This is a genomic window from Kitasatospora sp. NPDC059747 (assembly GCF_042732955.1).
Taxonomy (GTDB): Bacteria; Actinomycetota; Actinomycetes; order Streptomycetales; family Streptomycetaceae; genus Kitasatospora.
Genome location: NZ_JBHWGV010000113.1, coordinates 7,922 through 29,236, shown reverse-complemented (window position 1 = coordinate 29,236; position 21,315 = coordinate 7,922). Strand labels below are relative to the sequence as shown.

Genomic DNA, 21,315 nt, shown 5'->3' with positions numbered 1-21,315 from the left:
TGTCGAGGTCGTACTGGACGCTGTCGGTGTTGCTGAGGTCGGTGGCCGACAGCTCGGTGGCGCGGGCCTTGGCCGGGTAGTCGGCGGCGGCCGGGGCGGCGGGGGCGGCGGCGGGGGCGGGGGCGGGCGGCGCCGCGGGCGTCCGGCGGGCGGTGGCCGCCGATCGGGCCCGCCGGGTCGTTCCCCGGATTGGGCTACCCTTGAGGGTCACCCCTCCCAGCCGTCGCCTGCCGGTGCGCGCGGCCCCGAATCACGTCGTAAGGGTTCCTAGTACATGACTGTCGAATCGGTCTTCCCACGCCTGGAGGCCCTCCTCCCGCACGTCCAGAAGCCGATCCAGTACGTCGGCGGCGAGCTCAACTCGACCGTCAAGGACTGGGACGCCTGCGACGTCCGCTGGGCGCTGATGTACCCCGACGCCTACGAGGTCGGCCTGCCCAACCAGGGTGTCATGATCCTCTACGAGGTGCTCAACGAGCGCGAGGGCGTGCTGGCCGAGCGCACCTACAGCGTCTGGCCGGACCTTGAGGCGCTCATGCGCGAGCACGACGTGCCGCAGTTCACGGTGGACGCCCACCGGCCGGTGAAGGCCTTCGACGTTTTCGGCCTGTCGTTCTCCACCGAGCTCGGCTACACCAACATGCTGACCGCGCTCGACCTGGCCGGCATCCCGCTGGAGGCCAAGGACCGCACCGACGACGACCCGATCGTCCTGGCCGGCGGTCACGCGGCGTTCAACCCCGAGCCGATCGCGGACTTCCTGGACTGCGCGGTGGTCGGCGACGGTGAGCAGGCCGTGCTCGACATCACCGACATCATCCGGGCCTGGAAGGCCGAGGGCCGTCCGGGCGGGCGCGACGAGCTGCTGCTGCGCCTCGCGCGCACCGGCGGGGTGTACGTCCCCAAGTTCTACGACGTCGAGTACCTGGCCGACGGCCGGATCGGCCGCGTCGTGCCGAACGCCCCGGGCGTGCCGTGGCGGGTGTCCAAGCACACCGTCATGGACCTCGACGAGTGGCCCTACCCGAAGCAGCCGCTCGTCCCGCTCGCCGAGACCGTGCACGAGCGGATGTCCGTCGAGATCTTCCGCGGCTGCACCCGCGGCTGCCGCTTCTGCCAGGCCGGCATGATCACGCGCCCCGTGCGGGAGCGAAGCATCACCGGCATCGGCGAGATGGTCGAGCGCGGGCTCAAGGCGACCGGCTTCGAGGAGGTCGGCCTGCTGTCGCTGTCCAGCGCCGACCACACCGAGATCGGCGACATCGCCAAGGGCCTGGCCGACCGCTACACCGAGGACAAGATCGGCCTGTCGCTGCCGTCCACCCGCGTCGACGCCTTCAACATCGACCTCGCCAACGAGCTGTCCCGCAACGGGCGCCGCTCGGGCCTCACCTTCGCCCCCGAGGGCGGCAGCGAGCGCATGCGCAAGGTGATCAACAAGATGGTGTCGGAGGAGGACCTGATCCGCACCGTCGCCACCGCGTACGGCAACGGCTGGCGCCAGGTGAAGCTGTACTTCATGTGCGGCCTGCCGACCGAGACCGACGAGGACGTGCTCCAGATCGGCGAGATGGCGAAGAACGTCATCCAGAAGGGCCGCGAGGTCACCGGTCAGAACGACATCCGCTGCACCGTCTCCATCGGCGGGTTCGTGCCCAAGCCGCACACCCCGTTCCAGTGGGCCCCGCAGCTGTCCGCCGAGGCCACCGACGCCCGCCTGGCCAAGCTGCGCGACTCGATCCGCGGCGACCGCAAGTACGGCAAGAACATCGGCTACCGCTACCACGACGGCAAGCCGGGCATCGTCGAGGGCCTGCTCTCGCGCGGCGACCGCCGGGTCGGCGGGATCATCCGCGCCGTCTACGAGGACGGCGGCCGCTTCGACGGCTGGCGCGAGCACTTCTCGTACGACCGCTGGATGGCCTGCGCCGACAAGGCCCTGGCCGGCACCGGCGTCGACGTCGACTGGTACACCACCCGCGAGCGCACCTACGAGGAGGTGCTGCCCTGGGACCACCTGGACAGCGGCCTCGACAAGGACTGGCTGTGGGAGGACTGGCAGGACGCCCTGGAGGAGGTCGAGGTCGACGACTGCCGCTGGACGCCGTGCTTCGACTGCGGCGTGTGTCCCCAGATGCAGACGGCTATACAAATCGGCCCGACGGGCAAGAAGATGCTGCCGCTGACGGTCGTCAACGCCGCTGAGCAGCAGAAATAGCCCGAAGCATGGGTGACACGGTGAGCGAGCTGTGTGACTTACTTCACAGCCTTCCGGAGGGTGAGCGGGAGCTTGTCCTGGGCGCGCTTGGCATGACGCGCGCCCCGGGCGGCCCCGCCCACCCCAGGGAGGCCCGGCAAGGCGGCCAGAGGACCCCTCTGCCCGCCGCCCGGAGCGCCCCGGGCATCGAGTCCTCGATCGAGTGGGTCTGAGGCCTTCAAGCGACGCGTAGAGCCCTCCCCGATTCTGTCGGGGAGGGCTCTTGCGTTTGGTGGATTTTGCCCACGTTCGGGTGGTGGCCGACCGCTGTTGTCTACCCCCTACGAGTGACGGGTGCGGCAGCCGACTTGGAAGGACTCGCCACGATGGCTTGTTCACCCCGGGCGATCACTGGCCGATGATTCCGCTCCGGGGGACTGGCCGGGCTCAGGGCGAGGAGGAGAGGGAGCATGCTGAGCACTGCTGTCGCTGCCCTTGGCGCGTGAGTTCTCCAGCGCGGCGGTTCAGCGAGCGTCGCGTCACCCCTTCGGTGGAGGGCGGGTGACGCACGGTCCGGCAGTGATGGCTTGCTTGATGAGGCTCCAGAAAGCGTCCATGGTCAGGTCGAATTGGCATCGCAACTCGACCTGACCGTTCAGTTACTCCTCGGGTGGGATTCCGTCTAGTAGTGGAACGCCATTGCTCAGCATTGCCGCTGTGATGGCGCGCCATTCATCATTGTCCTCCACGAGGAGGAGCATGCGGGTGATCCGGTTGAAGATTGTTGGAATGTCAACGATCTTGCTCCGGCAGAGGATCCAACCGGGCTCCGATCCATCCCAGAGGTAGGAATAATCTTCTGGATCACTCGCTCCATGGTGTGCCGACGACATCCCATGTCCTTCCGCCTGGGTTCATCACAATTCCTTCTGTGTCAAATTGATAAACCTTTCCGCCTCCTCCTACTGGAATGATCTTCGATGAACGCATCGGGGATCCGACATCGATGAAACTCTGCAGCGTGTTTCGATCGCCGTCGCTGGGACTCTTCGCGCCTTCCGGATGGGTATGGTAGACGAGAATATTGTCGGCCCTGACTGGAATCTGCACCTTGTTGTGAATTCCAGAGTAGAGGTAGTAGGTCCCGCCAGCACCCTTGGGGCCAGGGCCGAGCTTATAGATTACGGCAAACTCGACGCCGTGTTTAACTGTCAGGTTTTCGAGCTCCTGCACTGACGGCCTCCCCGGGAGTTCGACCCCAATGCGGCCGGGCAGCCCCTCGCCCTGGCGGGCGCCGTATAGCAAGCGCGTGACGGGGCCGGGTTCGTGGAGGGTCCCAAAGCTACCGGGAGGGACCTTGCCCAGCCACCTGGTCAGACCGCCGAGTCCGGCGACGGCGACCTGTTTGGCTAGCTCGTCCGCGTTCTTCTCGACGTAGTTGGCGACGTTATCGCAGCCGAATTCGCGGAGCTTTGCCGCAGCGACGTACATCGCATAGGCAGGGCGGACGGGGAAGTACTTGTCGATGAAGGCGCCAGCGCCGCCATTGCGGCCGGTGATAGCGTTGAAGATGTCGCCGACGAACTTGAAGGGGGCTTTGCCTCCAATGCTGAGACCACTGGTGATAGCGTCGGCGGCGCCCATGTTGTCGGGGTTGTCGTCCTCGGGCGACATGCCGGTCGGGTCGGTGTAGACGGTCGGTGCGTCGGCCGCGTACGTGTAGGCGGAGGTCTGCGGGGACGCTGCGGGAGTGGACAGCGGGTCGCGGGCGGTGAATCGGCCGAGCGAAGGGTCGTACTCGCGGGCGCGAAGGTACTGCTTGCCGGCGACGCTGGGGTCGTTGTACTGGCCAGTGAATCCGAACGGCGCGACAGGTGCACCGCCGACCAGGTTGGTGATTGAGGCCCTGCCGTAGGGGTCGTATGTGGTGCGGCTTTGCGGAGTGCCGTTGTTACTGGTCAGGTCCGTGATAGACCCGAGCCAGTCGTGGTGGTCGTAGAAGGCTCCAGCGTTCGAGTGCTGACTTTGGGGCTGGCCGAGGGGGTTATAGGTGTAGTCGCCGATGAGAGCACCTGCCCCATCGGTCTGACTGGCAATCTGGGGAATAGGGTTGTTGATGTCCCAGGTTACGGTGCGCTCAACGGCAGGGTTGTTTCCCTTCGTGGCGACGCGATTGCCATCTGCGTCATAGGTGAAGGTCAGAGCGTTTGTGCCAACAGCGCGGGCGAAATTGCTCTTGCTGGGGCTGGTTGGGACGACGACGTCGTTGGCGGCTGTGCTGAGGCGCCCGGCAGCATCGTACGTATAAACGCTGTTGTAGTAAGCGGCGTTATTAGTGTTTGTGCTCCAGAGTGACTTGCCGGTTCGGTCGTAGACGACGAGGTTTCCGTCGTCCTGGATCTTGGCAAAAGCGCCGGCCGCGCTAGTGTTGCTAGTCCAGAGGGACTTGCGATTCGTGTCGTAGACGACGAAGTTCCCATCGGCCTGCATCGTCGCCCAGGCGCCAGGGTTACCGGTCGTGCCGGAGGACCAGAGCGGCTGGCTGGTGGCGACGGAGTAGAGGACGAGGTTGCCGTCGGTCTGCATGACCAGTCGCACGCTGTTGGAAGCGAGGCTGGCACCGGATTTGATGACGGCCCCGCTGCTGAGCGTCTGACTCGTGGTCGAGTTGACGACGCTGATGTTGTTGCCGTCTGCGTCGTAGCCGTATGTCGTGGTCGTCGTACCGTTGGCGGATTGGGTGAGCTGGTCGGCGTCGTCGTACGTGTACGTCGTGGTGCCGTACTGGTCGGTCTGAGTACGGCGGTTGCCGACGATGTCGTAGGTGTAGGTCAGCGTGCCGCTGGCACAGCCGACCTCGCTTGCGGACAGCGGGCAGCCGGAGAGGAGTTGGCCGGCGTCGTCGTAGGTGTAGGTCTGGGTACCGCTACCCAGCCCTGCACGAGTGGTGTTGATGGTGGTGGGCTGACCTGCAGCATCGCGAGTGAGTTGCCAAGATGCCAGTGTGGCAGTGCTGTTGGCGCTGGCAACGCCGTTGAGCCTGCCCGCGGCGTCGTAGGTTCGGGCTTCGGTGTAGCCGTTGGTCCCAGGCAGCGTGGAGTTGGTCAGGTGGCCAGCAGCGTCGTAGTTGTAACCGGTGACGGCGCCGTCGACGGCCTGCTGTGTCCTGCGGCCATCCCCGTCATAGGCGTAGGTGATCTTTCGCCCGTCAGGGTATTGGCGGTTGGTCAGGTGGCCAGCAGTGTCGTAGCTGTAGACGAATCCGGCGTTTTCATTGGGCTTGGACACTCTGGTCAGGCGTCCGGCGGCGTCGTAGCTGAGGTTTCGTGCACCCGCGCCGTCGCTGATGGAGTACACGCGACCGGCCTGGTCATATGAGCGTGAAACCCAGGGGGTGGTGAAGTCGGCATACGACGTTACCGTGGGCAATCCGCGCTGATCGTAGATTGTTGTACTGGTGACACCACGAGCGTTGGTGAACGTCGTGGCGTGGTCCTCCTCGTCGTACCCGGTGCTTGTCTTGCGCCCCAGAGGGTCCGTCACGCTGGTGAGTCGGTGGAGGGCGTCGTACGTGTAGGTGGTGGTGTGGCCGTTGGGGTCGATCCGCTTGGTCCGCTCGCCCACTGCGTTCCACGTGTTGGTGGTGATCGCACCTGTGGGCGCGATCACGCTCGTCACACGGCCAGCGGCGTCGTAGTTGGTTGTGGTCCTCCGCTTGAGCGGGTCACTGACCTGGACCAGGCGGTTGAGCGGGTCGTAGAAGGTGCTGGTGGTATTGCCGAGCGGATCCGTGACGGCAGCGGGGTTTCCGGCCGGGTCATACGTGTAGGTAGCGGTGTAGGTGGCAGGAGTAGCACCCGGAACGTTGCCACGGGGGTCGGTGACGGTGACCAGCCGCTGGTCTTTGTCGTAGGTCCAGGTAGTTTTGTTGCCCTCGGGGCTGGTGCGGCTGACTAGGTTTCCGTCGGTGTCGTAGCCGCTGCTGGTGGTCTTGCCTAGTGCATCGGTAGCGCTGGTCAGTCGGCCTGCGCGGTCGTAGCCGAACGTGGACTTGGCACCCGTGGCGTCTGTGGTATCCGAGACCTGACCGGCAGGGTCGTACGTGGTCGACGCGTTGTTACCGAGCGCATCCGTAGTCTTGGTGGGACGGTTGATGACGTCGAAGGCGATCGCGGTGACTGCCCCCGTCGGACCCGTCACAGTGGTCTGGTTGCCGTTGGCGTCATAGCCGTACGTCCACGTAAAGACAGAAGCGTTGGCGCCGGGCGCGTTGCCCCGAGCGGTGACGGTGGTGACACGCCGGTTGTTCTTGTCGTAAGCGAAGGTGGTTTTGCCGCCGGCCGCGTCGGTAACGGCAGTCAGGTTTCCTGCCAGGTCGTAGACACTGGTGGTGGTGTTGCCCCCGGGATCCTTGACCGTCGTGCGATGACCCGCAGCGTCGTAGCTGTACGTGACGGTGTTTCCCAGTGGATCCTTTGAGCTGGTCAGGTTTCCCGCGTTGTCGTAGCCGTAACTAGTCGTTCCGCCCAGAGAGTCGGTAACTGACGTCAGCAGATTTCCTGCATCGTAGGCGTACGTCGTCGTAAAGAGGTCGGCGTTCCCGCCCATGTTTCCGCGAGGGTCGGTCTTGCGGGTGACCCGAGCGGCCGCATCGTAGGCGAATGTTGTTTTCTCTCCGACTGGAGTGGCGACCGATGTGCGGTTTCCTCCGTTGTCGTACCCGTACGTGGTGACGGCGCCGCCTGGAGTGGTGATGGTGGCGAGGGCGCCGAGCGGAGTGTAGGTGTAGTTGGTTTTCCCGCCGGCTGGGTCAGTGGTGTCGGTCAGCTGGTTTAGCGAGTTGTAGGCATAGGTGGTGGTGCGACCAAGGCCGTCCTTTAGCGAAGTGACGTTGTTGTTGCGGTCGTAGGTCCACGATTGGGTGACTGACACCGGCGCCGGGGCCGTGCTGGTAAGCACGTTGCCGGTGGCGTCATATGTGAACGTGAAGGTGTTGCCATTCGGGTCGGTCACCGAGGTGCGGTTGAAGGAGCTGTCGTACGTGTAGCGGGTTGTCTTGCCGTAGGGGTCGGACTGCCAGCTGATAACACCGCCGATGTACGCGAGGGTCCAAATTCCGCCGTCCGGGTGGGTGACATACGTTGTGGAATTGGCGCTGTCATAGCTGAACGTCGTCTTCCCGCCGAGCGGATCGGTCTGGCTGACTACCCGGCCGGACCCGTCGTAGGTATTGGATGTCACGACGTGGCCAAGTGGATCAGTGACAGTGCTGAGCAACCCGTTGGTGTCGTAACCGTAAGTGGTGATCTGGCCGCGCAGATCACGAACACTGGTCAGGACGTTGCCGGTGTACTGGTACGTCACCGTCCGCTGCCCCGGCACAACTACGGTGGTCAGCAGCGATCCGGTGTAGCCCAGTCCGACGGAACGCCCAGCGGCGTCAGTGATCCCGGTCAGCTGGCCGCCGGTGTATGCCAGCGTGAGGCCGATGCCGGCGGCGTCGAGCGTGGCGGTCAGTCGGCCGCCCGCATCGAAGATCAGCTGGTGCTGATCTGGAGTGGTGAGCACGTAGCCGAGGGCTATCTTCTGCAGCGTGGAACGGACGTAAGGGCGAGTGGCCTTGAGCGAACCGTCAGTCTGGACAGCGTAGTCGACCTGCGACCCGTCCTCGGCTTGGAAGGTGACCACAGCTTGGCCGATGTTCAGCGAGGCCGAGTACGGGAAGACCCATCCCTTCCCGAGGACACCAGAGGTAGCCGACTTAGACGAGTAGCTGCGTGTCAGCTGGAACGGCTGCCCCGGGCCCGGCAACTGCGCGTCCGTGATGGCCTCGCCGAATGCACCCGTCGACGTATTTACCGGGTCGCCGCAGTACTTGACCAGGCTCAACACGATTCCGGTGCTGGAAGGCGAACCGGGGCAGGCCAGAGACACGTTGTCCGGGACTCCGACGATCGGCACAGGCGGCGTCGGGGTCGTGGTCAGTAGATCCGAGCTTCCGTCCGAGTAGCCGTACCTGACGGTTGCGTAGTAGTTCACGCCGCGCTGGATCTGCGCGTTGAAGGAGCACCAACCAGTGGACTCGTACACCATCCATTGATTGGCATCCAGCAGAGTGTTGTCGGACGCTCGGTAGAATGAGACCAGGACGTTCCCGCGGCTGTTCGCCCTCAGAGAGGCCGGGGTTTCCGGGTTGAAGTCCCAGGTCGCACACCACGATAGGCCCGTGTTGCCGCTTTGGATGTTGTCAACAAATGTCCTGATGTTGGCGATGTATGGGTGGCCACCAGGCCAGTCCGCTGCTGTGCTCTGTGAGTCGCGCACGTTCGGCGTCAGTGCTGGTTGAGACTTGCCGGAGGTTAGGGCCCGCAGCTCTGCTTCTGTGGGAGTGCTGAAGCCGGCGGTGCCGGGGCCTGCGATTCGCTGAGCCACTGGTGCTGGCGGTGGGCCTGCCGGTGCATCTGCTTTGAGCGTTGCGGCTTGATGCTGCTTCTGGTCGATCGACCACGGAACTGGTGGAGCGTCGGCCTTGGGGGCGGCTGCACTGTGAGTTGTCGAGCCAATACCCGGGGTCTTCGGCGAGTCTGCCCATGCAGGTGGCGTCAGAGTTAGTGATGCCAGAGCCAATAACAGTAGCCCCAGCACTGATTTGTGGGGAACTTTTCTCACTTGGGACACGATCCTTCCATGTTAGAGCTAAGGTGCGATGGCTGGCGCCGAGGAAGATCGTGCTATTGAGTGGACCTGTCAGCGGGTCGGTGGGCGATCTTTGGCTTGATCTCATTCATGGACGGCCCGATAGTGCGGGTGGATGTCTGAATGTATCGCTATGGCCCTTGTCCTGAGTGCTCCTTGTGGCAGCGATGGGTGGCGAGGGTTGGATGGTTAACGTTCGAACTTGACCGGAAGGGTTGCCGAATTCCCGGGAGTCCAAGGTGATGAGAGGATCACCGATGTCCATGTGTCGGAGGTCGTTAAGGCCGCCTGAACTTGCCAATCCCCTTGGGCGGACTCTCCCGCCTTCGGGTGGTGTTAGCAGCTGCTAGCTACCCCGGATGAGCGATAGGTGCTCGGCGGCAGACTTGGCCAGGCTGTCCAAGAGGGCCCGTCCCTTCTCGGCCGTCCCGAGCGAGGGGCGGCCGATGATGCCGTTCTCGGTGTAGCCGGCCATGCCCAGGGTGAGGAGGTGGGGGCGCTCCGGGGCATCGTGGTCGTCGCCCTCGACGCCGTCGCGGACGAGGTGGGGAGCGCCATGGAGGAGCAGGGACACCTCCAGTTCGCCGCCGTGCATGTCCTCAGCGCCTGAGCTCTCCAGGGCGGCGGCTTCACGCGCCTGGTGCCAGTCCTCGCGGACGGGGAAGAGGGCGACGCGTGGGCCGTCGGTGTTCGCCTCCTGGACGACGTTCGAGAGGACGTAGTTGCCGCCGTGGCCGTTCACGATCAAGAGGCCGGGGACTCCGGAGGCCTGGAGGGACTTCCATGTGTCGTTGATCACGGCGTAGAGCGTGGCGGCGCTGATGCTGACCGTGCCCGGCATGTGGGCGTGCTCGTGGGAACAGGACAGCGTGATGGGTGGCAAGAGGAACAGGTCGTAGTCGGCGGCGATCCGTTGGGCGATCAGGCTGGCGACGACGGTGTCCGTGGTGAGCGGCAAGTGGCCGCCGTGCTGCTCGAAGCTGCCGACTGGCAGCACGGCGACCTTGGCGCCGCGCCGGCGTTCGTCTGCGGAGGTGGCGGCCGTGATCAGTGCGTCCATGGGCCCAGCCTCTCTCATCAGGTCGTCAGCGGTCGAGAGGGTCAGCCGTGCTCATCAGGGTCAAGCGGCCGGTGAACATGGCTACTTCGGGTACGGCGTGCCAGCGCTGAAGGGCCTTGCCCGCTGCGGACAGCTCGGACATCGTCCGGGCGGACTCGGTGTCGATGGCGATCGACAGGGCCCGGCCGGCTGCGGCGGCGGCCTGTTCCGGCTCGCCGGACACGGCGTAGGCGCGTGCCAGCCGGGAGAGGTACACGCCTTGGTCGTTTCGGTAGATCGGCGGAAGGGAGCGGAGCTCGGACTCGAACATGCCCACTGCGGTGCGTGGGTCGCCGAAGTCGATCAGGCAGTTCGCGCGCTGCATCTCGATGTAGGTCGGTGTGCAGTACGCCAGATCGAGCGCGTCATCCGCGTGGGAGTCGTCCGGTGCGGCGGCGAGTTCGTGGGCCTCGTCGAACTTGGCCTGGGCGAAGCGCGGGTTGCCCATTAGGGCGTGGCCCTGGGCCTCCTGCTGCGCGGCCAGAGCCCGGATGCGGTGCGTGGCCCCGGCCGATCGCTGGGCGGCTCGGGCGAGACTGACGGCCTTCTGGGCGTTGCGCTGGGCGGTGGCCTGGTTGCTCTTCCGGAAGAGCACGTAAGCAGCCATAACATCGTCGCCGCTCTCCTGGGCCCATTCCATCGCGCGGTCCGACCAGAAGAGGGCCCCACTGAAGTCCCCCAAGTCCTGGTTCAGCCAGCCCAGGAACTCGGCGGTTCGGGCGCCGATGGCCAGGAGTTCGTCTCGGGTACTGCCGCCGGTGCTCTGCTGGAGGCGGTCGAGCAAATCGACGTGTCGGGTCACCGCGTCGAGCGCATGACGGGAGCCCAGCAGGTTGGCGGCCTTGTAGTGGCCAGGCATGACCGTGCGCAGGTGGCTGACGAAGAACTCCGGGTCGATAGGTGCACTGAGGCCCTGGCTGCTGGCGGCCGGCGCCGGAGCATGACACCGAGGCTGGGCCGGCGCCGCTTCCTGCTCCCACGTCCGAGAGGCAAGCCCGAGCATGCGGCCCGGGATGTGCAGTCCGTCCGCGATGCGCTCCACAAGGTCGATCTTCTCGATCTTGCGCTTGCCCGCGATGATCTCGCCGACCCGGCTCGGCGTCATGTCACAGGCGCGGGCGATGAGTGACGGGTAGACCCCGGCCAGTTTGAGCAGCCGGAACACGGCGGCGAAATCGCGTCTTCGGCATGCGGCGATCATCTCCGGGTTGGACAGCAGGACCGCTGGGAGCCGGTCCGGTACACGCGCCTCGGTCACCACTGCCCCCGATGTTGATCGGCAGCCGCCGCACGGAAGTTGATTGCCTGTGAGTTTACCCACATTGGGTAATCAGCTTGGGTACGAAGTCCGCATTCCCTCTCGGCAGCCTGGTGTCAAGGGCCGGAACGTCCAGGTTCGGGCCTCCCATTGGGCGCCGGGAAGGTGGTGCGCGTGATCAGTTCGAATGAACCCCAAGTCGGTAGTGGGGCCGGTCAGCTGGCCGTTGGGGTATCCGCGTTCGAGGCGACGCTTCCGCGCCATCGGCTGTCGGTTCACAGGGCTCGCTTGTTGCTGCGGGACTTTCTGATCGGCGTTCCCGGAGCGTCTGCGCTCCTGCCGGGCGGTCTGCTTGTGCTGTCCGAGCTGGTGACCAACGCCGTGATTCACGCCCGCGTGCCCAAGGGGCGGCGGATCGCCGTCCGGTTCGAGTTGGTCTGTGACCACCTTCGGATGGAGGTGCACGACGCGAGCAGCGAGCGGCCGGTGATCCGCCGGTCCACCTGCGCCGACCACGTGTCCGGCCGGGGGCTGTGCCTGGTGGAGGCCTTGTCCGTGGAGTGGGGCTGCCAGCCCCGGCCGGAAGGTGTCGGGAAGTTCGTTTGGGCTCTGGTGGGCCCGGAAGGCGGTGGTGGGCGATGAGGTTGGGGAGGGCGTCCGGGGTGGCGGGGACGCGGTGCTTCTACTGCGGTGCGGGGCTGCGGAAGGCGCTGGCGCGGTTCATCGTCGTGAACGGTCAGGCGGTGGGGGTGCACAGGTGGCACCCGCGCCGTGCGGGGGAGGGGGCGGCGTGACGGGCCTTCCCGCGGAGCCTGGCGCCGGGGTCCGGCCCCGCCCGGCTGACCGGTTTCCGCATCTGGCGTTCAGCCTGGGGCGGTGGCGGGTGGACGAGGCGTACTGGGCCCTGGAGGCGATCCGGGCGGGGGTGCCGCTGGAGGAGATGGGGCACGCGGAGCTGCTGTACACCGCCCGGGGCGCGCTGCTGCACGTCGAGTCCTTGGTCAAGCTGCTGGAGGCGGTGGAGTGCGCGTTCCCCGTCGACCAGCCGGCGACGCTTGATGAGGCGATCGAACCGATCAGCGACTACCTGAGGTGGGCTCTGGACACGGACGCGCCGCTCAGGGGCGGTAAGGCGGCGTTCATCGGCGAGGTGCGGCGGATGCGTCAGCCCTCGGTGCGGGTGCGGGTGGAGCTGGAAGTGATGGAGCGGAAGCTGACTGGGCTGGCGTTCAAGCGCCGTGCGCGGAGGAAGGGGAGGTCATGACCGGAACCGGACGCACTGCCCAGTTGAGTGCGCCGTACCCGTTCCCGGTGGCGGTGGAGGTCCGCGGGGTCACGGAGACGGCGCGGTTCTCCCGGCTGTCGGACGCGCTGACGGCGCTGCTCGGCTCGCTGCGGGCGCTGCCGCTGGACGCGGACCAGTGGAGGTACTTCGACGACCTGTTCGGGCCGGACGCGGTGCCCTCGGTCGGCCACCGGCTCGCGATGTACGGGCAGGTACGGGCGCTCGCGTTCGTCGGGATCACCCCGTACGTGGTCAAGCTCTACCCGGCCGACCCGGAGGTGCGGCCGTGATCCGCCCGGATCCCCGGACCTGGTGGGGCCGGGTGGTGTGGTGGTGGTCGCTGCGCGGTCAGTTCTCCTGGCCGGTGCGGGCCGTCTCCCCGAGCCGGCGTGCGGCCCACCGTGACGTGAGGGCGTGGTTCGCAGAGCTCCAGTATCCCGACACCTCCCGGGCGCGGCTGATGCGGCGGATCTGGCAGGGCAGCATGGGAGTTGAAGATCCGCTGGCTGGGCTGGACGAGGCGGAGCTGTTCCGCCGGATCTTCGGCCGCGACCCCGACGAAAACGAGCGTGTGCGGTAGGACCTCTGGCGTGAGCAGGGACAACTGAAGACGTGCCGGACCACCCCGTGACCTTGGCGGGATGTGGGGTGGTCCGGTGGGTCGGAACCCGGTGCCGATGGTATCGGGCTCCTCGGCATGTGTGCGTACGGTTGGCCGGTTCGGTTGTGGATCAGGGGAGTTGAGAGACTGTTGTACGGGGACGACGACTTCGGTGCGGAGCTGGCGGCCGGCCTCGACCCGGACTCGTGGGTGTGGCTGCCGGGAGTGGACTACGCGGCCGGGTGGAGAGTCGCGCGGCGGACAGCGGACGAGCTGAACGGGTTGCTCGCCATGTGCGGTGTAGGCCGCGCGCATCTGCGGGCCATCGCCGACACCAATGCCCACGGCGGCCCGGTGGTCCGGCTGGAGGGTGTTCTAGAGGGGTGGATGAGCCTCAGGGAGCTGCTCTGCCTAGCTGCCAGCGTTCGTGACGAGCTGCCATGAAGGAGCCAGTAGTGGTGCCTATCGCGTTGATGGCCAGACGCACTGAAACGTCCGAGTAGCGGCGAGCTGGCGTCGCTGCTCCCCTGCACTCATGGGAGGGCGGCTTGGATCTTTGCAGTTGAGCACAGTGCCGTCACTGCCTCGGTACTCCGCCATTACGGCCCCAGGGTCCCGGCAGACAGTATGTTGACCAATGGGGTTACTGAGTGGCTCGTCTGCGCACCAGGACCCCTTATAGGTCCAGTCGACAAGGCCTCCAGGTGGCACATGAGCGGGCGAAGTTGACGGATACGCCAGGGGCGGTGAGTATCTTCCCTCCCCCCATCCCAAGACATGTGCAGTGATCGGAAGCCCGATGAAGATCCACAGGCCGACCAGCAAAATGAAGCCTAGGAACGCGCCTTGCAGAACCACGTGAAGCGCATGGAATGGATGCTTCAAGATCGCAAAGCAAATTGCAGAAAACGCCGATTTGGGCTGTTTTGCCACGACACCCCTCACCCTCTTCGGGCATTCCTGCGCACCGCAGGTCGCGAAGGCTAGCACGCGGGCGGTGGAGCGGTTTTGGTCGGTGTCCTGCCTGGTTTGGGGTCGGGCATGATCGGGGGGCCGTAAGCTGTTGCGACTCGGTCAGGGCTTTTGGGCCTGACCGCAGTTTGGCCGAGTGGCCCCCCGGTCTTGCCCGGCTCGGGTCCCGGACCGGGGAGGTGGGTAAAACCGTGGAGCCGCCCGTCCCCGGCCATCGCGCGGCAGCGAACGGGCCCGCACGTCTTCGTTGTTGGTGGCCGTGTCTTCGTGGGCGGGCCAGGCGCCCGGCCGGGACCGGCCGGCAGGCCGCAGCCCGGCCGAGGCGGCAGGCCCGCCCGGCGGCGCTCGGCGCCGCCGCTTGAGTAAGTGAAGGAAAGTTGCGACAGCCCCCGCGTCCTGGGTCGGACGTGGGGGCTGGTCTGTGTGGGCTGCGGTTATCGGGCTGCCTTGGCTGTTCGGGGTGCGCGCTTGGGCTTGGTGGCTTCGATGTCGTAGGTGAGCGCGGTGGTTTCGGCGCCGACCGTGGTCTCTTCGAGGAGCAGGGGCAGGTTCGTGGCCTGGTCGTAGGTGATGCGGTGGGCGACCAGGAGGACGGCGGCCTCGGAGAGGTGGAGGGCTTCGCGTTCGTCGGGCTGGGGGATGCGGGCGCTGACCTTCTCGCGCCAGGCGAGTTCGCGGCCGGCGGCGGCCAGCGTCGCGTACGCCTGGGCGGGGGTGGCGTCCGGCTGCTGGGTGAGGGGGGTGTCCTCGATGCGTTCCATCGGGAGCATGAGGCGGTGGAGGGCGCGGCCGTCGCCGGCTGGGTCGGTGATCAGGCGGTCGACGCCGATCAGCAGCTCGTCGTGCTCCATCTCCAGCAGCGGGGCCGTGACGGCGTCGGTGCGGGTGCGGTAGACGGTCGGCTCCTCGCCGTGGCCGAACCAGGCGTCGGCGGGCGTCTCGTAGGTGCCGCCGCGGTGGGTGACCGTGCGTTCCATGGCGCCGGAGGGGCCGTTGACGGCGGTGCGGACGAAGGTGCCGCGGCCCTGTTTCACGTCCAGCAGGCCTTCGCTGCGCAGGGCGGCGACGGCGAGTCGGACGGTCGGGCGGGAGACGCCGTACTTCTCGGCGAGATCGGTTTCCGTCGGCATCTGGGTTCCGGGGGGCCATTCGCCGGCGGCGATGGACTGTCGCATCGCCGCTGCTACCTGCTTGTGCAGCGGCTCGTTCCGGATGATCGCCATGGTGTTGACCCCTTGGTGCGGGCGCCGGGGATGGCCCGCTTCGCGTGTGTCGTGGTGTCTTCGAGGGTTCGTGTGTCGTCGTTTGCCCTGGTCGGGCGGCATCTGTAGGTCTGTCGTCAGTCGCTAGGCGTTAAACGTAAGCATGAATCGCTTGCGTCGGGGCGTCAAGGAGGAGCATCATCGAAGCGCAAAGGTAAGTACGTTTGACGACCGACGTTAAGCGGCCTTTGCTCCATTGGAGCGTGCGCTCATGCAGTCCATTCCTGTGGACGGAACCCGGCTCGGCACGATGACCTGCATCGTCGCCCCGGAGGTGCGGATCGCGAACCGCGAGACCGGGGAGGTGCGGAAGGACCGTGAGGGGCAGACCGTGTACACGGTCGGAGTCGCGGTGCGGCAGGACGGCCGGCGGGCCTCGATCATCGAGATCAGCGTCTCGGGTGAACCGGCCGGCGTCGTGGAGGGCGTGCGGGTGCACGTCACCGGGCTGACCGCCTTCTCGTGGGCGATGGGGGACCGGCACGGCCTGTCCTTCCGCGCCGACGCCATCACCCCCGTCCCCACCGCCGCCCCCGCATCCGCCCCGGCGTCGTCCTCGCGCAAGGGTGGTGACGCCTGATGAGCACCGTCACCCGCGCCCGGCTGCGGCGCCTGCTCGGTGAGCTCGGGGACCTGGCCGAGGAGGTCAACCCGTTCGCCGCCGACAGCAGCGGCGCCCAGCTCTTCGACCACATCGCGACCCTCGCCGTCAGGGCCGCCGGCCAGGCCCGTGACCTGGAGACGGAAGCCCACAACACCGCGATGGAGAACGGGGGACGGCCGTGATCCTCGCCCAGCTCCTCTGGGTGGCGCTGCTGGCCACGGTGCTCATCCTGCTCGCAACCGGTCCCGGGCTGCGGCGCTCCTACCCCTACATCTGGTGGTGCGTGCTCGGTTACCCGGTCACCGTGATCCGGGTCCGGCTGACCTGGCGGCGGCTGACGACCAACCTCGGCCTCGCCGTGGCCAAGCGTCCCGGGCGGGCTCTGCTGGGGGACCTGGTGGTGAGGGGCGATCCCCTCAAGCCGGTCCCGCCCCGCCTGGGTGCGCCGAAGCTGCGGCGCGGTGGCCTGGAGGTGGCGGTGCAGATGCACCCGGGGCAGGTGCCGGACCACTTCCTGTCCGCCGTGGAGGCGCTGACCCACGCCTGGCGGGTCCACGCGGTCCGGCTGTTCTCCGACGAGCGCGGCTTCGTCACCCTGTCCGCGCTGGCCTGGGACCCGCTCCGTGCGCCGGTCGTGCCGTACCAGCTGAAACAGCGGGTGCTGCGGGCGGTGGTCGGGCTGCTGGAGGACGGCCGCGCATGGGTGATCGACTTCCGGCGCGCGCCGCACTGGCTGATCGTCGGCGCCACCCGCTCCGGCAAGTCCACCCTCATCGCCTCCCTGGTGAAGGAACTCGCCCCGCAACGCGTCGCCCTGTTCGGCATCGACCTCAAGGGCGGCATGGAACTGTCCCTGTTCGAGGACCGCCTGTCGGCCCTGGCCTCGACCCGCACGGAAGCGGCCCGGCTGCTCGCGGAATTGGTGGCCGAGACCGAGGCGCGCATGCAGTTCTGCCGTTCGGTCGGGGCTCGTTCGATCTGGGATCTGCCCGCCAAGGCCCGGGTGCTGCCCGTCGTCCTGATCGTCGACGAGGTCGCGGAGCTGTATCTGATGGCGACGCGGGAGGACAAGGCGGAGGTCGGGGAGATCTCCACCAACCTCCTGCGGCTCTCCCAGCTCGGCGCCGCGCTCGGTATCCACCTGGTGATCGCCGGTCAGCGGGTCGGCTCCGACCTCGGGCCCGGCGTCACCGCGCTGCGGGCTCAGCTGGCCGGCCGGATCTGCCACCGGGTGAGCGACGCGGGCACAGCCGAGATGGCGCTCGGCGACCTCAACAAGGACGCCCTCGCCGCAGCCCAGCGGATCACGCTCGCCGAACAGGGCGTCGCCATCACCGCCGATACCGACGGCCAGTGGCTCCGCGCCCGATCCATCCACGTCACCCCCGACCAGGCCCGCCGCACGGCGCGCAAGTACGCCCGCCTCGCCCCCACCTGGCCCGGCCTCCACACGACCGATGAGCCGACCGAAGGGGTCCACCTCTGATGGGCAACGGCGCCGCCCTCATCCTCATCGCCTTCCTGGCCCTGGCCACCTTCCTCCTGGTCCGCTCCGGCGAAATCAAGGCCTGGCACGTCGCCCTCGTCGGCGTCCTCGCCATCTACCTCGACCGCATCGGCTGGACCGACCCGATCGTCTACGCCGTCACCTGGATCGTCCAAGGCCTCACCCACACCACCACGACCTGAAGCGAGTGATCACCGTGCCAGCCAGCCCAGCCAACGCCGGCGGACCGACCCGCGTTCGCCGGACCCCCTCCACCCGCCCCCACACCACCCCCGGCCGCGCCAGCACACACAGCTTGGCCCGGCCGGGGCCCGGCGAACCCTGGCCCTGGAGACACCCCCCATGACCACCGGCCCCAACCCCTACACCGACCCCACCGCACGCCGCGCCCTTCTCGACCGGGAGGCCAGGCTGCGCCAACTGCCCTCCATCGATCGGGACTTGGTCCGCCTCGGCGAGATGCCTGACCTAAACCGCTGGCTGGAGCAGATCCGCGCCACCGGCGGCTGCGCCGAACCGATCTACCTCACCGGCCACACCACCATCCTCGACGCCGGCACCGGTGATGTCCTGCGGCACTACTCGACCGCCACCGAACCCGGCGGCCGGCTCGCCGTCCGCTGCCGCAACCGCCGGGCCACCCGGTGCCCGTCCTGCTCGCGCGAGTACAGCGGGGACACCTTCCACCTGGTCCGCTCCGGCCTCATCGGCGGCAAAGGCGTCCCCGACACGGTGCGCACGCACCCCCGGCTGTTCGTCACCCTCACCGCCCCCTCCTTCGGCCCGGTCCACCGCACGGGCGACTGCCACCGGGCCCGGCGCCGACGCTGCGAACACGGCCACCGGCACGGCTGCGGCCGGACTCACCCGGACACGGACCCGCTGATCGGACAGCCGCTCTGCGCCGACTGCTACGACTACCCGGGCCACGTCCTGTGGAACGCCATGGCCCCGGCGCTGTGGAAGGCCTTCCGCGACAACCTCTACCACCACGTCGCCGCCCGCACCGGCCACGGCCGCACGGCCCTTCGCAAGCTGATCCGGGTCTCGACCGCCAAGGTCGCCGAGTACCAGAAGCGCGGCGCCGTCCACTTCCACGCCGTCATCCGCCTCGACGGCCCCACCGGACCCACCTCCCCGCCCCCGCCATGGGCAACAGCGGACCTCCTCATGGAGACCGTGCGCTCCGCGGCTGCCGCCGTCGCCCTGCCACGCCCCGAATCGCCGGCGTACGGCGACGGACGGCTTTGCTTCGGCACCCAGCTCGACGCCCACCCCCTCACCGGCGGCGGACGCCTCACCGACGACGCGGTAGCCGCCTACGTCGCCAAGTACACGAGCAAGAGCGCCGAAACCGCCGGCGCCGTCGACCGCCGCATCGAATCCCTCGCCGAAATCCGAGCGCTCCACGTCACACCCCACATCCGTGCCCTCATCACGACTGCATGGTGCCTGGGCGAACTCCCCGAACTCCAACATCTGCGCCTGCGGACCTGGGCCCACATGCTCGGCTACCGCGGCCACTGCCTCACCAAAACCCACGCCTACTCCACCACCTACGGCCAACTCCGGGCCGACCGCGCCGAACACGCCCGCACCCTCGCCGGCGCCCCCACCCTGTACGCCGACTGGGACACCGACACCACCACCGAAACCGCCTGGCGCTTCGCCGGAACCGGCCACACCCCCGCCGAAGCACTCATGGCCGCCGGAATCGCCGAAGACCTCGCCACCAACCGGGAGATGGCCCGCGAAGAGTCGAGAGGCTCCGATTCAAGTAGGGAGGCGCTGTGACCGTCGGTCATGGCGTGCCGGGTGCGGCGGCCAATCTGGTTACATCTGTTGAGCGGGCAGGGGCGTCGGGGCGGGGGCACGCCATCGAGAGCGAGATCGTCATCGTGGACGACGATGGCAACGAGGAGCCGTACGACCCGGCCAAGCACTGACGACGACAGGCCCCGACTCGCTGGCGGGGCCCGTCGCATGCCGTGCCGCCCTTGGACTGGCCACCGGCGTCAGAGCTTGCCCGCGAAGTGGTCTTCCTTGATGATCAGGCGGTCCCGGTAGTCCTTGGGGATCATGAGCCTCAGCTTCACTGCGGGTGCGCGTTGCCCCTTCACCTTGGTGCGGGTGACCTCGCACCGGACGCCCACTCGCAGGAGGTCGGCCGACATGGCTTCGATGCCGCCCTCCTCCCACCGCTCCCGGAACGTCTTGCCGTTGGCGACGTTCACCCACCGGTCTTCCGTGGTCTCGGGGTCGATTTCCCCAAGTTCGGCGATCAGCCTGTCCAGGGTCGCCTCGGCCTGCTCGCGCGTGAAGCGGGTCTTGGCGAACCGGCCGCCGGGTTCGAGTTCCTTCATGTAGTAGGCGACGGACTCTTCCAACTGCATCACCTGCGCACGGGCCTCGGCGCCCCGCGCGTACTCACGAATCTGCACGGGCTCGTCGCCGAGAACGGACAGCACGTCGCTGACGAGCTTGGCGTTGACCGCGTCGGGGTTGGGGGAGCCGAGGCCCCCGCTCTTGCAACCCTGGCACCGCAGGTAGTCGTAGCTCCGGTCCTTGACGCGGTTCTTCTGCACCGTCATGTTCGTCGTGCAGTCGACACAGAAGAGGACTCCGAGGAACTTCGTGGCGCCGCGCGGCTGGCGCTGGGGCTGGTTCTTGCTGCGCTTGTCGAGGTCGGCCTGGAGCTCGTGGAACTCGTCGTCCTCGAAGATCGCCTCCGCGACCCGAATGGGCTTCCCGTCCTTGTCCAGGACGAGCTTGGACCGGCGGGCGCCGCTCGCCTTGTCCTCCTCCACCCGGTAGCCCATGAGCGCGGGATTGCGAAGCTGGCGGAGGAGGGTGCTCGGGGTAAGGCCGTCGCTGACGAGACCCGCGCGCTTCAGAAGCCTAACCATCCGGCGGGCGGATACGCCGCGACGGGCCAGGCGCCGGCACCAGTGCAGGGCCTTGTGTGCGTCGGCCTCTATAAGAAGGACGACGTTGCCGTTCTCGTCCTCCGCAGTGGTGTAGCCGAAGGCCGGCTTGCCGACCAGCCAGGCGGACTGGGTTTTGGCGTAGTCCCAGAGGCTCGCGACGCGCGTGCTCGTGTTGGTGGCCTCGATCTCCGCGATGCCGCCGATCAGGGTGACCATGATCTTGCCGACGACCGTGGTCAGGTCGATCGAGTCGTGCTTGGAGACCAGGTTCTTCCCATACTTCAGCGCCCAGTCGATCATGGTGTTCAGATCGGACAGCCGGCGGATGAAACGGTCGAGCTTCCAGAACAGCAGGACGTCGAACTCCGGCGCCCGGTCGTTCAGCCAGTCACCCAGCTGCTTCCGCTTCCACGGCGGCACCTTCGTGGCCGACACGTTGAGGTCGCTGGCAACGCCGACCACGCGGCAGCCACGGTTCAGGGCCTCGCGGCGGAGGTCGAGCTCCTGGCGGACGGGGGAGGTGGTGTCCTCGGTCAGTACGGACAGCCGGACCGAAAGCAGGGCCCGGGGCGCCTCCGTCGGAAGGGCGGCCTCTGCTCTCTTCAGCTCCTCCAGCAGCGCCAGATCTGCGGCGGTCCATTCGGCTTCGACGGTGTAGGCCTTTTGCTGCTCGGCACGTGCTGTACGGGAGCGTTTCGCCATGTCGGAACCCCCATCGATGGTTTTAAGGCTGTACCCATATAGCCCCAGATGCAGACCGCTATTCAGATCGGTCCCACCGGCAAGAAGATGCTGCCGCTGACGGTCGTGAACAAGTAGTCCCTCGGCACCGCGCGCCACCCCCCCCGCGGCCGCCCCCCCCCCCGGGGGGGGGGGGGGGGGGGACTCACGCGGGGGGCGGGGCGGC

18 protein-coding genes are annotated in these 21,315 nt (G+C 67.3%); 12 read left to right on the top strand and 6 right to left on the bottom strand.

Translation table 11 applies throughout. The features are described 5' to 3' along the window. Positions 1-211: hypothetical protein (locus tag ACFV4G_RS34770; protein WP_380446179.1), on the bottom strand; the 211-nt coding region annotated here is incomplete at its 3' end. A gap of 63 nt (positions 212-274) precedes the next feature. Here ACFV4G_RS34770 and ACFV4G_RS34765 point away from each other — a divergent pair. Then, positions 275-2,218, top strand: a complete 1,944-nt coding sequence (locus tag ACFV4G_RS34765; protein WP_380446178.1) for a TIGR03960 family B12-binding radical SAM protein — start codon at positions 275-277, stop codon at positions 2,216-2,218. A gap of 843 nt (positions 2,219-3,061) precedes the next feature. Here ACFV4G_RS34765 and ACFV4G_RS34760 read toward each other — a convergent pair. The 3 genes from ACFV4G_RS34760 to ACFV4G_RS34750 form a co-directional block, all read right to left on the bottom strand. Continuing rightward, positions 3,062-8,629, bottom strand: a complete 5,568-nt coding sequence (locus tag ACFV4G_RS34760; RefSeq protein ID WP_380446177.1) for a DUF6531 domain-containing protein — start codon at positions 8,627-8,629, stop codon at positions 3,062-3,064. A 610-nt stretch (positions 8,630-9,239) separates the two neighbouring features. Beyond that, the gene (locus tag ACFV4G_RS34755; RefSeq protein WP_380446176.1) at positions 9,240-9,953 is read right to left on the bottom strand and encodes a creatininase family protein; all 714 of its coding nucleotides are present in this window, start codon (positions 9,951-9,953) and stop codon (positions 9,240-9,242) included. A gap of 25 nt (positions 9,954-9,978) precedes the next feature. Next, the gene (locus tag ACFV4G_RS34750; protein ID WP_380446175.1) at positions 9,979-11,253 is read right to left on the bottom strand and encodes a hypothetical protein; all 1,275 of its coding nucleotides are present in this window, start codon (positions 11,251-11,253) and stop codon (positions 9,979-9,981) included. 171 nt (positions 11,254-11,424) lie between these two features. Here ACFV4G_RS34750 and ACFV4G_RS34745 point away from each other — a divergent pair, with 171 nt between their 5' ends. The 5 genes from ACFV4G_RS34745 to ACFV4G_RS34725 all read left to right on the top strand — a co-directional run bounded on the left by ACFV4G_RS34745 (position 11,425) and on the right by ACFV4G_RS34725 (position 13,580). Then, a complete protein-coding gene (locus ACFV4G_RS34745; RefSeq protein ID WP_380446174.1) occupies positions 11,425-11,892 on the top strand; it encodes an ATP-binding protein in 468 nt (155 codons plus the stop codon). Between the two features lie 241 nt (positions 11,893-12,133). After that, the gene (locus ACFV4G_RS34740; RefSeq protein ID WP_380446173.1) at positions 12,134-12,514 is read left to right on the top strand and encodes a hypothetical protein; all 381 of its coding nucleotides are present in this window, start codon (positions 12,134-12,136) and stop codon (positions 12,512-12,514) included. Beyond that, entirely contained in the window at positions 12,511-12,825 is a 315-nt protein-coding gene (locus tag ACFV4G_RS34735) for a hypothetical protein (protein ID WP_380446172.1), read from the top strand. The genes ACFV4G_RS34740 and ACFV4G_RS34735 overlap by 4 nt, the downstream gene beginning before the upstream one ends. After that, positions 12,822-13,115 carry a hypothetical protein gene (locus tag ACFV4G_RS34730; RefSeq protein WP_380446171.1) on the top strand — a complete coding sequence of 98 codons (294 nt, stop codon included), beginning with the start codon at positions 12,822-12,824 and terminating at the stop codon, positions 13,113-13,115. The genes ACFV4G_RS34735 and ACFV4G_RS34730 overlap by 4 nt, the downstream gene beginning before the upstream one ends. A 171-nt stretch (positions 13,116-13,286) precedes the next feature. Beyond that, entirely contained in the window at positions 13,287-13,580 is a 294-nt protein-coding gene (locus ACFV4G_RS34725) for a hypothetical protein (RefSeq protein WP_380446170.1), read from the top strand. Positions 13,581-14,542: 962 nt separating this feature from the next. Here the strand turns inward: ACFV4G_RS34725 and ACFV4G_RS34720 are convergent. Beyond that, on the bottom strand, positions 14,543-15,331 hold the full coding sequence (locus ACFV4G_RS34720) for a GntR family transcriptional regulator (RefSeq protein ID WP_380446169.1): 789 nt from the start codon (positions 15,329-15,331) through the stop codon (positions 14,543-14,545). Between the two features lie 250 nt (positions 15,332-15,581). Here ACFV4G_RS34720 and ACFV4G_RS34715 point away from each other — a divergent pair, with 250 nt between their 5' ends. From ACFV4G_RS34715 to ACFV4G_RS34690, 6 genes are all read left to right on the top strand, one after another. Continuing rightward, on the top strand, positions 15,582-15,950 hold the full coding sequence (locus ACFV4G_RS34715; RefSeq protein ID WP_380446168.1) for a hypothetical protein: 369 nt from the start codon (positions 15,582-15,584) through the stop codon (positions 15,948-15,950). After that, a complete protein-coding gene (locus ACFV4G_RS34710; RefSeq protein WP_380446167.1) occupies positions 15,950-16,156 on the top strand; it encodes a hypothetical protein in 207 nt (68 codons plus the stop codon). The genes ACFV4G_RS34715 and ACFV4G_RS34710 overlap by 1 nt, the downstream gene beginning before the upstream one ends. Beyond that, the gene (locus tag ACFV4G_RS34705) at positions 16,153-17,460 is read left to right on the top strand and encodes an FtsK/SpoIIIE domain-containing protein (RefSeq protein WP_380446166.1); all 1,308 of its coding nucleotides are present in this window, start codon (positions 16,153-16,155) and stop codon (positions 17,458-17,460) included. Before ACFV4G_RS34710 ends, ACFV4G_RS34705 begins: the two co-directional genes overlap by 4 nt. After that, positions 17,460-17,663, top strand: coding sequence for a hypothetical protein (locus ACFV4G_RS34700; protein ID WP_380446165.1), 204 nt, complete (start codon positions 17,460-17,462; stop codon positions 17,661-17,663). Before ACFV4G_RS34705 ends, ACFV4G_RS34700 begins: the two co-directional genes overlap by 1 nt. A gap of 160 nt (positions 17,664-17,823) precedes the next feature. Next, positions 17,824-19,275, top strand: a complete 1,452-nt coding sequence (locus tag ACFV4G_RS34695; protein ID WP_380446164.1) for a replication initiator — start codon at positions 17,824-17,826, stop codon at positions 19,273-19,275. Continuing rightward, a complete protein-coding gene (locus ACFV4G_RS34690; protein ID WP_380446163.1) occupies positions 19,272-19,427 on the top strand; it encodes a hypothetical protein in 156 nt (51 codons plus the stop codon). The genes ACFV4G_RS34695 and ACFV4G_RS34690 overlap by 4 nt, the downstream gene beginning before the upstream one ends. Positions 19,428-19,496: 69 nt before the next feature. On the opposite strand, the gene ACFV4G_RS34685 is transcribed toward ACFV4G_RS34690, so the two are convergent. Next, positions 19,497-21,110: a recombinase family protein gene (locus ACFV4G_RS34685; RefSeq protein WP_380446162.1), complete on the bottom strand. Its 1,614-nt coding sequence runs from the start codon at positions 21,108-21,110 to the stop codon at positions 19,497-19,499. Positions 21,111-21,315: the final 205 nt, after the last annotated feature.

Bases quoted from the DNA above. Each gene is read 5' to 3' on its own strand.
- ACFV4G_RS34765 (WP_380446178.1), top strand. From the start codon at position 275: ATGACTGTCGAATCGGTCTTCCCACGCCTGGAGGCCCTCCTCCCGCAC.
- ACFV4G_RS34755 (WP_380446176.1), bottom strand. From the start codon at position 9,953: ATGGACGCACTGATCACGGCCGCCACCTCCGCAGACGAACGCCGGCGC.
- ACFV4G_RS34735 (WP_380446172.1), top strand. From the start codon at position 12,511: ATGACCGGAACCGGACGCACTGCCCAGTTGAGTGCGCCGTACCCGTTC.
- ACFV4G_RS34720 (WP_380446169.1), bottom strand. From the start codon at position 15,331: ATGGCGATCATCCGGAACGAGCCGCTGCACAAGCAGGTAGCAGCGGCG.
- ACFV4G_RS34715 (WP_380446168.1), top strand. From the start codon at position 15,582: ATGCAGTCCATTCCTGTGGACGGAACCCGGCTCGGCACGATGACCTGC.
- ACFV4G_RS34710 (WP_380446167.1), top strand. From the start codon at position 15,950: ATGAGCACCGTCACCCGCGCCCGGCTGCGGCGCCTGCTCGGTGAGCTC.
- ACFV4G_RS34700 (WP_380446165.1), top strand. From the start codon at position 17,460: ATGGGCAACGGCGCCGCCCTCATCCTCATCGCCTTCCTGGCCCTGGCC.
- ACFV4G_RS34695 (WP_380446164.1), top strand. From the start codon at position 17,824: ATGACCACCGGCCCCAACCCCTACACCGACCCCACCGCACGCCGCGCC.
- ACFV4G_RS34685 (WP_380446162.1), bottom strand. From the start codon at position 21,110: ATGGCGAAACGCTCCCGTACAGCACGTGCCGAGCAGCAAAAGGCCTAC.